The sequence below is a fragment of the Francisella-like endosymbiont genome (assembly GCF_003069505.1).
In the GTDB taxonomy this organism is placed as follows: Bacteria; Pseudomonadota; Gammaproteobacteria; order Francisellales; family Francisellaceae; genus Francisella.
This window is the reverse complement of sequence record NZ_QAPC01000004.1, coordinates 1-12,972: the sequence shown is the minus strand read 5'-3', so window position 1 is coordinate 12,972 and position 12,972 is coordinate 1. Positions and strand designations below refer to the sequence as shown.

Below are 12,972 nucleotides of genomic sequence, written 5' to 3'. Positions count from 1 at the left end.
AAAAGACCTTGATTGTTGTTTAAAAAAATTAGCTAGAGCTTCTCCTACTTTAAATACTTGATCTACTGTTTTAACTTTACTCACGCTTAGTATATATTTTGTAAGTCATTTTCATTATCATTGAAGAGACAAGCCTGGTGAATTACAGCTAAATATACAAAAGTTGTAAGAGAAGTAAGTTTCTCAGAAGAGGTGTTTATATTTTAAATGCTCCAATTTGAAATAATTATAAAAGTTTGCTCTTTTCAGAGCATTAGAAGGTATGTTTGCGCTATTCTATCTTAGAAATGCAGAAAATACTTCTATTATACGCTCATTTTCCTCTGCTATACTTATTTGTAATTTCCATTGTTCAGATGCTTCAATTCCATTTTCTGATATAAAATGATCTTTAATTTTCATCCTACCTAATGATTTCTTTAAATTATTTTCCTCATTTTGGATAGATTTAAAATTCTAATACTGCTCAATAGTATCAAGAAAAGCTTGTTTAATAGCTTTAGCACTTATGAATTTGTTATTTCCATTTATAAAACTATGCTTAGTTTGTTTATTTTTTTATTAAGTTATTTTTCTATAGTAATTTATTTAAAATATTTACCAATTATAACATTTTGTAATTTCTTATTTAATATAACTTTAACTATAATTTAGTTATAAGTTAATTTATGAAAATATTGTTTAAGAATTTTTTTAAATTAAAAAAATATTTATAACCTAAAAAAGTACACTCTCGCTTATTTGTATATAATCTTAACAAAAATTAACTTATCTACAGCATCTAAAAAAATTATAATCTTTTGAGTTAGTTAGTATGAAAAAATTAAGGGAGTCAATAATGTCAGATATTAACATAAAGATTGGTTTAGCAGAAATGCTAAAAGGTGGGGTTATAATGGATGTTGTCAATGCCGAACAAGCAGAAATAGCTCAACAAGCTGGGGCAATAGCTATAATGGCTCTTGAGAGAGTTCCTGCTGATATCAGAAAAGATGGGGGTATAGCTAGAATGTCTGATCCTAAGCTTATTAAAGAGATAATGTCGGTAGTTTCAATACCAGTAATGGCAAAAGCGCGAATTGGTCATTTTGTCGAAGCACAAATCCTAGAATCTTTAAGGGTTGATTTTATTGATGAGAGTGAGGTTTTAACTCCAGCTGATGAGTTAAATCATATTGATAAGGATAGCTTTAAAGTACCATTTGTATGTGGTTGTACAAACCTTGGTGAGGCTTTACGAAGAATAGGCGAAGGTGCAGCACTAATTCGTACTAAAGGTGAAGCAGGTACAGGTAATATAGTCGAAGCAGTAAGACAGTTAAGACAAGTTAACAAGGATATAAATTATATCAAAAATGTCGATAAATCAGAGCTTACGGCTATAGCAAAAAATATGCAAGCACCTTATGATCTGGTCAAGTATGTGTATAAGAATGGTAAATTACCAGTACCAAATTTCTCGGCAGGAGGAGTAGCAACTCCAGCAGATGCAGCATTGATGATGCAGCTGGGAGCTGAGTCGGTATTTGTTGGATCAGGAATATTTAAGTCTGCAGATCCTCTTAAGCGAGCTAAAGCAATAGTTAGCGCTGTGACATATTATAATGATGCCAAAATATTAGCTGAAGTTTCGGAAGACCTTGGTGAACCGATGACAGGTATTAATTGCGATTTTGAGAAATTTTCACAAAGAGGTTGGTAATAATGGCACAAAAAGTCGGGGTATTGGCAATTCAAGGAGGTTATCAAAAACATGCTGATATGCTCAAATCTTTGGGTGTTGAGATAAAATTAGTTAAGTTTGAAAATGACTTTGATAGTATTGATAGACTTGTTATTCCGGGTGGTGAGAGTACAACCTTATTAAATCTGCTCAATAAGCATCAAATTTTTGATAAGCTACATAACTTTTGTAGTAATAATCCAGTTTTTGGCACATGTGCTGGTAGTATAGTTTTGTCAAAAGGAGAAAGCTATCTAAGCTTGATAGATCTAGAGGTTGAGAGAAATGCCTATGGGTGTCAAGTAGATAGTTTTGTTGCTGATCTGAGCTTTAACAATAAAAATATTGTTGGTGTTTTTATCAGAGCCCCAAAATTTGTTGTAGTTGGCAATCAAGTTGATATCTTATCAAAATATGAAAATTCGCCAGTGCTACTTAGACAAGCAAATATTCTTGTTAGTAGTTTTCATCCTGAGCTGACTCAAGATACTACAATACATGAGTATTTTCTTTCGATGTAAGTTTTATTTTTGGCATTTTTTACAAAAAAAAGTATTTCTTTGAGCTATAACTAGGCTTTCTATTTTTGTATTACATACATAACATTGCTGGTCAGCTCTGCCATAGACATTTAGTTGTTGAGTAAAATAACCAGGCTTACCCTCAGTGTTTTTATAATCTTTAAGTGTAGTTCCACCTTGAATGATAGCTTTTTCAAGTATTTTTTTAATAGAGGATACTAGCTTGTCTGTTTCTTTTTTAGTGATAGTATTAGAAGCTCTTGTTGGCAAGATATTACTATCAAATAGTGCTTCACTAGCATAAATATTACCAACACCGACGACAATATTATTATCCATAATCGTTTGCTTGATTTTTCTTGATGTATGCTTAAGTTTAGAAACTAGATAATCACTATTAAAATCAGCTGTTAATGGTTCAACACCATGTGATACTAAAACTCTATGTCTAAGAGGAGTGTGATTAGTATTTACCAACCAATAACCAAATTTGCGTGGATCATTGTATACTAAATTTAGATTATCTGATAGTTTTACAACGATATGGTCATGTTTAATTTTGTTGTAGTTTGCTGAGTCTGTAACTTTAATGACTCCAGACATACCTAGGTGGATAATTAATTGTAAGTCATCCTCAATGAAAACTATTAAGTGCTTACCTCTGCGTTGAATTTGTTTGACTACTTTATTTTTAATTTTTACTAACTGATTTTTATCAATAGCATAGCGAAGCTTATCAGTATTAATTTCAATATCAAGTATCGTTTTGTCGATGATAGTTTTAATTAAGCCTCTTTTTATTGTTTCTACTTCAGGAAGTTCAGGCATAAAATAATTTTATTATAAAAATTAAAGTGAGTATATGATAACATAGTAACTTATCTATAAGCTTACTATTTATGATTTGATACTGGTAGGAAAATGCGTTTTAAACAGCTTAAATCTTCAATACATAAAAGGCTAAATCAGCGTTACATATATGATTGTAATAAAAACATTGATTTTAAAAACTTTAAAAATGGCTCAATAATTGTTACTAATGATACTACTATAGTTACAGTATTGGCATTGAAAACTCACATTGAAGATAAGCGTATTACAGTTTTAGGAGCTTTTGATGATAGGGCTAAAGGTCTTGAGAAGTCTATGGACAAAATTGGTATTAAATATATCGATCATATTAGCTTTTGGGATCATCAAGGCATACTACTAGTCAATAAAAACTTAACTTCTCAAGTTGAGCAAAGTGAAAATAGATTTATATTGTTTATCTGTGGTCCAGAAATGCCATACTTTTCACAACGAAGAAATTTAGACAGGCAAATTTATTTTGATATTGCTAAGATAGAAAATCTTAGATGCTTGAATAATGAGATTGAGAATCTTTCTGTCAAAACATGGGAAGGGTACCTAAATCAACTCAAAGCACCTGCAGAAATATGGTTTATGCAGATGCTTAATGCTAAAAAAAATCTAGTGTTGACAGATACAACAGGGGTTGCATTAGATGGCTACAAATTTGCTACTGGTGCAGTATTGATGTCTAAAAAGCTTCAAAAAATTACCCAACAAGAGAATAATGTTGGTGTCTGCTTACCGACAAGTGGTGGTGGTTATTTAGCAATTTTAGCACTCATGATGAGTACTAAAGCAATAGTTAATCTAAACTACACAGCTTCTGAGGAGGCATTAAGATATTCTATTAATAATGCTGGAATAAAAACCATCATTACTTCAAAAGCATTTGTTGAGAAGCTAACAAATAAAGGTTTCTTTGTTGAAGAAGTTTTTTCAATGTGTAGGATTGTTTATCTTGAGGACATCAAGACTAAGATTACTAAAGTAGAAGGTATAAAAACATTTTTAGAAATTAAAATTTTGCCTGCTTCATGGTTAGTCAAAAAATATCTCAAGCCAACTAAGCTAGATGATGTTTCATTTATAATATTTAGCAGTGGTAGTGAGGGTGTGCCTAAGGGGATAGTTATAAAAAATAAAAATCTCTTGGCAAATGTGTATCAAAGTACAAATGTTATCGAATGTAAGGAAAATGATTCTGTAGCGGGGATACTTCCAATATTTCATGCTTTTGGGCTTACTATTTCATTGGTGTCACTATTTCAAGGTGGATATATCGCATGTCATGCGGATCCAACAGATGCAAAGGGCGTTGCAAACTTAATTAGAAAGAATAAAAATACAGTGCTATGTGCTACACCAACATTTTTGCGAATTTATACTAAGAATAAATTGGTTAAGAAAGAAGATTTTGCTACACTTAGATTAATTATTACAGGTGCTGAGAAGCTTTCAAGAGAAGTCCGTACAATGTTTGAAGATAAATTTGATAAGGTTATTAACGAAGGTTATGGGGCTACTGAGCTTTCACCTGTGGCTGCAGTTAATAGACCGACTAAATCACCAAACAAAATAGGTACTGTTGGACTAACCGTACCAGGAGGGCAGTTTAAGATCATCCATCCTGAATCGCATGAGGAGCTTCCAGTTAGCGTCGAGGGTATGATTATATATAGAGGTGTTAACAAGATGGATTACTATCTCAATGACCCTAAAAAGACAAATGAAGTGATGATACAAAAATATGGTTATACATGGTATATAACCGGCGATAAAGGTAAAATCGATGGAGAAGGCTATTTAACAGTTGTCGATAGGTACTCTAGATTTGCTAAAGTTGCTGGCGAGATGGTGAGCTTAGGCTTGCTTGAACAAAAAGTTTATGATGCTTTAAGAGAAAAAGGTTATGATTCACACAAGATAGATTTTGAGGTCTTGGCAGTAGCTACTTCAGATACAAAAAGAGGAGAGATAATTAGCTTACTTTATACTCTAGAAGCGCTTGAACCATCTGATCTTAAAGAGATTATAAGACATTTAGACATAGAGAATTTGTATAAGCCAACAAACTATTTTAAGGTTGTATCTATACCTAAACTTGGTTCTGGTAAAACTGATTTTTCAAAAGCCAAGAAGTTAACTAATGAATTAATCAAGGCATAATCTAACATGCATTATTCAGTATTGCTGCAAGAGTCTATTAATGATTTGAATGTTAATCCTCAAGGTATCTATATCGATGCAACTTTTGGTAGGGGAGGACATTCAAAGGCTATTTTAGATAGGCTTACTATAGGGCATTTAATAGCTTTTGATAAAGATCTTAATGCTATCAGCTACGCTAAGCAAAATTTCCAGTTTAATAATTTCGAGATAATTCATGCAAGTTTTGCTAGTATTTATGACTACTGTTTGCAAAATAACCTCCTTGGTAAAATTGATGGCATAATTATGGATTTTGGAGTCTCTTCTCCACAACTAGATAATGCCGCTAGGGGCTTTAGTTTTATGCATAATGGTCCACTAGATATGCGTATGGACGTTTCTAAAGGTATTACAGCTAGCCAAGCTTTAGAAGAGTTATCAGTAGATGATTTAAGCTATATATTCAAAGTTTATGGTGAGGAGCGTTTTGCAAGAAAAATAGCACTATGCATCAAAGATTATATCCAACAAAATGGTAGTGTTAATACAACATTAGAACTGGCAGAACTTATTCGCACAACTATTGGTAAAAGAGAAAATAAAAATCCAGCAACACGCTGTTTCCAAGCTTTGAGGATTTATGTTAACAATGAGCTTAAAGATTTAGAAGCCCTGCTAGAAAATATTTTAGCAGTTATTAAAGTTGGTGGTAGGATAGCTGCTATATCTTTTCACTCATTAGAAGATAGGCTCGTGAAACAAAAATTTAGCGCACTTATAAATCCAAAACAAGAGCTTAACAGAATTACAAAGATGTTACCACAAGATAGTAGCCAGATAAAATTAAAATGGATTACAAAAAAAACCAAAGCTAATGACGATGAACTTAATCAAAATGTTCGCTCAAGAAGCGCTATCCTAAGGGTGGTCGAAAAACTGTGATGTTAACAAACCGTCAAATAAGGATAAGGTTATTTGAATCACTTAAAAATAGTTTCTTAAAAAAAACAGTTGGTATTTCTTTTGCATTATTATTCGTATTGCTCATTACCGCATTTAGCCTTATAGTTGTGCGTTTTGAATATAAAATGCAATTAAATGAACAAAAAAATCTAATTCTTGAGGATACTCGTTTAGATGAACAATGGAGTCAGATTGTATTAGAATATAGTTCTTTAGCTACACCAACTGCTGTAGAAAAGTTTGCTCAAAAAGAAAAAATGGCGTTACCAACACTTAAAAATATTGGTTTTTTGAGTGAGCAAAAAGAGGAGTTAAATGATGAGTAGTTATCGACCAAAACTGCGTCATCTTGTTGTAATTATTTTACTGCTACTAAGTTTTATTGTTTTATTTATAAAGCTTATCTATATGGAAGCTATCCAATACCCTAAGCTTAAGCAAGAAGGCGATAATCGTAGTGATAGAAGTATAAATATAAAGGCATACAGAGGAATAATTCTAGATAGAAATGGTAATCCTTTGGCAATAAGTACACCTGTGGATACAATTTGGGTTGATCCTTTTTATGTTAGTGCAGATAGTCCTGAGCTAAATAAAGTCATGGATATTTTAAATCTACCTGAAAAAACTAGAGAAAAGATAAAAAGACAAGTTAAGGTTAGAGAGGGAAGAAGTGGTTTTGTCTATATTGAAAGAAAGGTTCAACCATACTTATCACAAAAAGTTAAAGACCTTAATATTACAGGTATTCATGTAATATGGGAGTTTAAACGCTATTATCCAATGGCTGAAGTAACTTCTCATATTGTAGGTTTCACTAATGTTGATGGTAAGGGACAAGAAGGCCTAGAGCTTGAGTTTAATAAGTTTTTAAGTGGTCAAGATGGTTATTTTGAATACAAGAAAGATCTTCATGGTGGAGTTGCTTCTAAGGTTGAGGATAAATATGTCGAGCCTAAGAATAGTAATAACCTACAGATAAGTATTGACTCCAGGTTGCAATATATTGCATATAAATATCTTAAAGAAGGTGTTATTAGAACCAATTCCGAAGCAGGTTCTGTGATAGTTGAAGATGTCCATACTGGCGAGATATTAGCAATGGTAAATTATCCTTCGTATAACCCTAACAGTATGGCTGATGCTTACCCTGATAGGAGAAGAAATAGAGCTATTACAGATGTCTATGAGTTGGGTTCGGTAATGAAAACTTTTGCAGCAACAACAGTTCTAACTTATGGTGATAATGTAACTCCAGAAGAGCCGGTAATTGATACTCATCCAGGCTTCTATCGTATCGGTAAAAATACCATAAGAGATGAGCGAGATTATGGTGATATTGATTTAAGACATATCTTAATGAAATCTAGTAACGTGGGTATCTCAAAGATGATTTTAGGTTTAACAGAGCCAAGTATATTAGAATCTTCATTAAGAAATTTTGGTTTTGGCAATGAAACGGGGATAAAATTACCTGGTGAAAGAGATGGTTATGTTCCAACTAAAGATAAATGGGACGATTTCCAACTAGCGACATTATCTTTTGGTTATGGTATTAATGCTACCGACTTACAGCTAGTAGCTGGTGTCTCTGCAATTGCTAATAATGGTCAGTATATTAAACCAACTATTCTAAAAAGAAGACCTGGGGAAGAGATTGAAACAAGACCTATCATCTCTGAAGAGAATTCAAAAGAAATGATAAGTATGATACAGTCTGTTGTTGAAGACCTTGGTGGAACTGCTTCTAAAGCACAAATCCCACTTTATCATGTTGCTGGGAAAACAGGTACAGCTAGGATGCTTTCTGGGGGTAGTTATGGTGCTAAATATTTAGCAAGTTTCGTTGGTATTGTTCCAGCAACTGATCCTAAACTCGCTATAGTTGTGACAATCAAAGATCCTAAAGGTGATCAGTATGGCGGTGGTTCTGTAGCTGCGCCAGTTTTTGCAGATGTTGCATTAAATAGCTTGCAGATATTAGGTGTTAAGCCAGATAAAATTGCCAACTAAACTCTTTATTTTTTATAGTTATAGTATATAATCACCAACTGGTAAACTGTTCCTTTGTACGGTTTGCTCGATGTTAATTTAATCAAGACAAATGGAGTAAATTTATGTTAACAGCTCAAGATAAACAAAAAATAATTAAAGAAAATCAATTAGCAGAAGGTGATACTGGATCACCAGAAGTGCAAGTAGCTCTTTTAACTGCTAGAATCAATGATTTACAAGGTCATTTTGAAACACACAAAAAAGACAATCACTCAAGAAGAGGTCTTTTAAGATTAGTAAGTCAACGTCGTAAGTTATTAGACTATCTACATGGTAAGGATGTTGAAAGATACCGTAGTCTAATCAAGAAATTAAATATACGTAGATAATAAATTTCATCTTAATCGTTCTTACGTCATTAAATTCAAAAAAATAAGGTTAAACTGTGAAAATATTTAGAGAAGTCTTTGAACTAGGTAACAAAGAAATAGTTATTGAAACAGGTGGTATGGCACGTCAAGCAGATGGGTCAGTGACTGTAAGTTGTGGGAATAATGTTGTGTTGGTAGCTACAGTAGTTAAAAAATCAGTAGCTGATGGTGTTGACTTCTTTCCGTTATCGGTACATTATTTAGAGAAAACTTATGCTGCTGGTAAAATACCTGGTGGTTTCTTAAGAAGAGAAGGTAGACCTTCTGAAGAACAGATTCTTATTTCTAGGTTAATAGATAGATCTATAAGACCGTCATTTCCAGATGGATTTTTTAATGAGATTCAAATCGTTGCTACAGTTTTATCTTATGACGGTGCTTTTTCACCTGACATACTAGCTTTGATAGGTGCTTCGGCATCTTTAGCAATATCTGGAGCACCTTACAATGAGGTTGTTGCTGGTGTAAGAGTAGGTTATACAAATGGTAAATACCTTCTTAACCCAAATAAGCAGGATTTGAAAGAATCAGATTTGGATCTAGTAGTCTCTGGAACTGATGATGCTATTTTGATGGTTGAGTCAGAAGCTAATAGCCTTCCAGAATCTGTTATGCTTGGTGGGATCTTATATGCTCACAAGCATTTAAAAACTATTATTAACTCAATTAATAGACTTGCTAAAGTAGCATCTAAACCTCGTATAGAATATTCTATATATCAAATCAACAAGTTTCTTAAATCACAAATAAAGTCACAATTTTTTGGTGAGATTAAGAACGCTTACACTATAGCATCAAAGCAAGAAAGAAATCTAAAGCTTAATGCAATTAGAAAAAATGTTCTAGAGTATATTTTCTCTAGTGATGTTGATGGTAATGAATATAGTGAAAAAGAGATATTAGAGGCTTTCCATGATATTGAAAAAGATCTTGTAAGATCAAATATTCTTGAAGGTAAGCCAAGAATAGATGGTAGATGTACAGAGACGATTAGACCTATTAATGTCAAAATAGGTGTTTTGTCAGGTGTACATGGCTCTGCCTTGTTTACACGTGGTGAGACTCAAGCTTTAGTTGTAACTACTTTAGGCAGTGATAGAGATGCGCAGCTTGTAGAATCTTTAGATGGTATAGAGAAATGTCGTTATATGTTGCACTATAACTTTCCACCATATTCTGTAGGAGAGTGTGGTATGGTCGGCATGGTTCCAAAGCGTCGTGAGATTGGTCATGCTAACTTAGCTAAGCGTGCAACTCAAGCAGTATTTCCTAACGAAGAAGCATATCCTTATATTGTTAGAGTTGTCTCTGAAATTTTGGAGTCAAATGGTTCAAGCTCTATGGCAACGGTATGTGGTTCTTCTTTATCAATGATGGATGCTGGTGTGCCAATTGCTGAGCCAGTAGCTGGTATTGCTATGGGGCTTATCAAAGATGGTGCAAAATACGCTGTATTATCAGATATTTTAGGCGATGAAGATCACCTGGGCGATATGGATTTCAAGGTTGCTGGTACTAGATATGGTGTTACAGCACTACAGATGGATATCAAAATCAAAGGCATTTCAAGAGAAATTCTTGAGCAAGCACTAGAGCAAGCAAGGGTTGGTAGATTACACATCCTAGGAATCATGAATGAAGTAATAAAAGAGCATAAAGAAGCTGTATCTGATGTTGCGCCACAAATTCATGTGATGAATATTAATCCTGCTAAGATTAAAGATGTTGTTGGTCGAGGAGGTTCTATTATAAAAAGTATTGTCGAAAAGACTGGTGCACAAATTGATACCAGTGATTCAGGTGAGGTTAAGATATTTGCTAAAGACAAAAAATCTATGGATATGGCTATAGCAATTATAGAAGAAATCGTTGCAGAAGTTGAGGAAGGACAAATTTACAAGGGTAAAATAGTTAAGCTTTTAGATTCTGGAGCTTTTGTAAACTTGCTTGGTAATCAAGATGGTTATTTACCTTTTTCTGAAGTTGAACAGGCTGGTATGAAGACTAACTTTCTAATCGAAGGCCAAGGTCTAGAAGTCTTAGTACAGAATATTGATAGAGGTGGTAGAGTTAAACTTTCTCTTGTAGTGAGGTAATTTATGAGTGTAGAAGTTCAAAGTGTTGAGCCAATAAACTTTACAGAGGCTGCTTCTTTAAAAGTCAAAGAGTTGATTGAAGAAGAAGGTGATAATTCTCTTAGCCTTAGAGTATATATCATAGGTGGAGGTTGTTCTGGATTTCAATATGCTTTTGCTTTTGATAATGAAGTAAAAGATGATGATATGGTTATTACTAAGAATGGTGTTCGCCTTGTTGTTGATTCGATGAGCTTTCAGTATCTAGTTGGTGCTGATGTTGATTATAGGGATGATGTTGAAGGCGCTTATTTTATAATTAGAAATCCAAATGCCAAAACTACTTGTGGCTGTGGTTCATCTTTTTCTGTATAATAACTATAATCATGTTTAAATAATTTCAAATAAAAATCTTATGAAAATTGCTAATTTTGAAGTAGGAAATAGCAAGCCATTTTTCTTAATGTCTGGTCCTTGTGTTATTGAATCTGAGCAAATGGCGATGGATACTGCTGGATACCTTACTGAAGTAACTAAGGATCTTGGTATAAATTTTGTTTATAAGTCGTCTTTTGACAAAGCTAATCGTTCATCTATAAATAGTTTTAGAGGATTGGGCGTAGATAAAAGTCTTGAAATTTTAGCAAAGGTTAAAAAAACTTATAATATACCTATTGTTACAGATGTTCATGAAGATACATCATTTGCTGAAGTTGCTGAAGTTGTTGATGTATTACAAACACCAGCCTTTTTATGCCGTCAAACAAATTTTATCGTTGAGGTTTGTAAGCAAGGAAAGCCAGTAAATATTAAAAAAGGTCCATTTCTAGCACCTTGGGATATGCGGCATGTAGTAACAAAAGCTAAATCTACAGGCAATGAACAGATTATGGTTTGTGAAAGAGGAGTTAGTTTTGGTTATAACAATCTAGTCTCAGATATGCGTTCACTTGAGATTATGAAAGCTACAAATTGTCCTGTAGTATTTGATGCTACGCATTCGGTGCAATTACCAGGAGGTCAAGGTAGCTCTTCTGGTGGTCAAAGAGAATTTGTACCAGTTTTATCCAAAGCAGCAATGGCAGTTGGTATAGATGGACTTTTTATGGAGACCCATCCAAAACCTGATGAAGCTAAAAGTGACGGTCCTAATTCGTTCCCTATGTATAAAATAAAAGAGTTTCTAGGTTTACTAAAAGAGCTTGATCATTTAGTAAAAAGTCAACCAAAAATAGAACTATAGGGTATAAATAATGGCTGGTAAAGGAGATGTTTTCATAATAGGTATAGTTGGTGGCTCTGGCTCTGGTAAAACATTATTTTCAAATGCTATCATCAAAAAATTAAAATCAAAACATTTAAACAAAATTGCAGTAATTTCTGAGGATAGATATTATAAAAACTGGGGTGAAATGGTTGGCTTTGAAGAGGCTTGCAAAATAAACTATGATCATCCAGATGCTTTTGATCATAAATTGCTAAGAAAAGATTTAAATAATTTAGTCCAAGGTAATGATATCTATATTCCTCATTATGATTACACTACTCACTCAAGGATTGAGGGAAAAGCAGAGAAAATTGTTGGTGGGGTAAGTGTAATTATCCTTGAAGGAATTATGCTGTTCAATGATCGTAAGTTATTAAAAATGATGGATTTGAAGGTTTATATGGATACTCCTGCTGATTTATGTTTTATCAGACGCTTGATGCGTGATCAAAATGAAAGAGGTAGAAGTGTAGAGAGTGTTATAAATCAATATCTAGAAACAGTGCGACCAATGCACATTAAATTTATTGAGCCATCAAAGAGAAAAGCAGATATTATAATTCCTGATGGCGCGCAAAATAAAACTGTGATTGATATAATATTATAATAAAGTAAGACAATTATTGAAAAAAATGGAGTGAAAAATGGCTAGAGTAACAGTAGAAGATTGCTTAGATAAAGTAGAAACAAGGTTTGATTTAGTAGTTTTAGCTTCTATGCGAGCAAGTAAGATACTAAAAAATGGCTATTCTGAATCTATAGAAAATGAGAAAAAAGAAAAAGCTACAGTTGTAGCTTTGAGAGAAATCGCTGAGTCAGAAATTACCCCAGAGCAAATATTAAGAAATGAGATAGAAGGATAATATTATTAATCTGCTTAAAATATCTTGATTTGTATTAAAATTTCTATATAATATATTATTATCGGGTGCTTAGCTAAGCTGGGAGAGCATCGCCCTTACAAGGCGAGGGTCGGGGGTTCGAACCCCTCAGC

At 33.2% G+C, this 12,972-nt stretch carries 13 protein-coding genes and 1 pseudogene; 12 read left to right on the top strand and 2 right to left on the bottom strand.

Annotation, left to right across the window (positions count from 1 at the left end):
* Window positions 1-276: 276 nt before the first annotated feature.
* Window positions 277-402 carry a hypothetical protein gene (locus C9379_RS06745; RefSeq protein WP_318263223.1) on the bottom strand — a complete coding sequence of 42 codons (126 nt, stop codon included), beginning with the start codon at window positions 400-402 and terminating at the stop codon, window positions 277-279.
* Between the two features lie 436 nt (window positions 403-838).
* Between C9379_RS06745 and pdxS the strand changes: the two genes are divergently transcribed.
* Together pdxS and pdxT are read left to right on the top strand one after the other, a co-directional pair.
* The gene (gene pdxS, locus C9379_RS06740; protein WP_143384553.1) at window positions 839-1,702 is read left to right on the top strand and encodes a pyridoxal 5'-phosphate synthase lyase subunit PdxS; all 864 of its coding nucleotides are present in this window, start codon (window positions 839-841) and stop codon (window positions 1,700-1,702) included.
* Window positions 1,703-1,704: 2 nt separating this feature from the next.
* Window positions 1,705-2,244 (top strand): pyridoxal 5'-phosphate synthase glutaminase subunit PdxT, encoded by a 540-nt coding sequence (gene pdxT / locus C9379_RS06735; protein WP_318263224.1) that lies wholly within the window; start codon window positions 1,705-1,707, stop codon window positions 2,242-2,244.
* Window positions 2,245-2,247: 3 nt separating this feature from the next.
* Here the strand turns inward: pdxT and mutM are convergent, their stop codons facing one another.
* Window positions 2,248-3,072, bottom strand: coding sequence for a bifunctional DNA-formamidopyrimidine glycosylase/DNA-(apurinic or apyrimidinic site) lyase (gene mutM / locus C9379_RS06730; RefSeq protein WP_143384555.1), 825 nt, complete (start codon window positions 3,070-3,072; stop codon window positions 2,248-2,250).
* A gap of 93 nt (window positions 3,073-3,165) precedes the next feature.
* Between mutM and migR the strand changes: the two genes are divergently transcribed.
* The 10 genes and pseudogenes from migR (at window position 3,166) to rpoZ (ending at window position 12,841) form a co-directional block, all read left to right on the top strand.
* A complete protein-coding gene (gene migR, locus C9379_RS06725; RefSeq protein ID WP_143384556.1) occupies window positions 3,166-5,265 on the top strand; it encodes an iglABCD operon regulator MigR in 2,100 nt (699 codons plus the stop codon).
* A 6-nt stretch (window positions 5,266-5,271) separates the two neighbouring features.
* Window positions 5,272-6,189: a 16S rRNA (cytosine(1402)-N(4))-methyltransferase RsmH gene (gene rsmH / locus C9379_RS06720; protein ID WP_143384557.1), complete on the top strand. Its 918-nt coding sequence runs from the start codon at window positions 5,272-5,274 to the stop codon at window positions 6,187-6,189.
* Complete coding sequence (gene ftsL, locus C9379_RS06715; RefSeq protein ID WP_143384558.1) at window positions 6,186-6,536, top strand: cell division protein FtsL; 351 nt, start codon at window positions 6,186-6,188, stop codon at window positions 6,534-6,536. The genes rsmH and ftsL overlap by 4 nt, the downstream gene beginning before the upstream one ends.
* Window positions 6,529-8,223, top strand: coding sequence for a peptidoglycan D,D-transpeptidase FtsI family protein (locus C9379_RS06710; protein ID WP_143384559.1), 1,695 nt, complete (start codon window positions 6,529-6,531; stop codon window positions 8,221-8,223). The genes ftsL and C9379_RS06710 overlap by 8 nt, the downstream gene beginning before the upstream one ends.
* Window positions 8,224-8,327: 104 nt before the next feature.
* The gene (rpsO, locus tag C9379_RS06705; protein WP_143384560.1) at window positions 8,328-8,594 is read left to right on the top strand and encodes a 30S ribosomal protein S15; all 267 of its coding nucleotides are present in this window, start codon (window positions 8,328-8,330) and stop codon (window positions 8,592-8,594) included.
* Between the two features lie 56 nt (window positions 8,595-8,650).
* Window positions 8,651-10,732, top strand: a complete 2,082-nt coding sequence (gene pnp, locus C9379_RS06700; RefSeq protein ID WP_143384561.1) for a polyribonucleotide nucleotidyltransferase — start codon at window positions 8,651-8,653, stop codon at window positions 10,730-10,732.
* 3 nt (window positions 10,733-10,735) lie between these two features.
* A complete protein-coding gene (gene erpA / locus C9379_RS06695; RefSeq protein WP_143384562.1) occupies window positions 10,736-11,086 on the top strand; it encodes an iron-sulfur cluster insertion protein ErpA in 351 nt (116 codons plus the stop codon).
* A 40-nt stretch (window positions 11,087-11,126) separates the two neighbouring features.
* Window positions 11,127-11,954 (top strand): 3-deoxy-8-phosphooctulonate synthase, encoded by an 828-nt coding sequence (gene kdsA, locus C9379_RS06690; RefSeq protein ID WP_143384563.1) that lies wholly within the window; start codon window positions 11,127-11,129, stop codon window positions 11,952-11,954.
* A gap of 10 nt (window positions 11,955-11,964) precedes the next feature.
* Window positions 11,965-12,630 (top strand): annotated as a pseudogene (udk, locus tag C9379_RS06685) (uridine kinase).
* Window positions 12,623-12,841: a DNA-directed RNA polymerase subunit omega gene (gene rpoZ, locus C9379_RS06680; RefSeq protein ID WP_070083845.1), complete on the top strand. Its 219-nt coding sequence runs from the start codon at window positions 12,623-12,625 to the stop codon at window positions 12,839-12,841. The pseudogene udk and the gene rpoZ overlap by 8 nt, the downstream one beginning before the upstream one ends.
* Window positions 12,842-12,972: the final 131 nt, after the last annotated feature.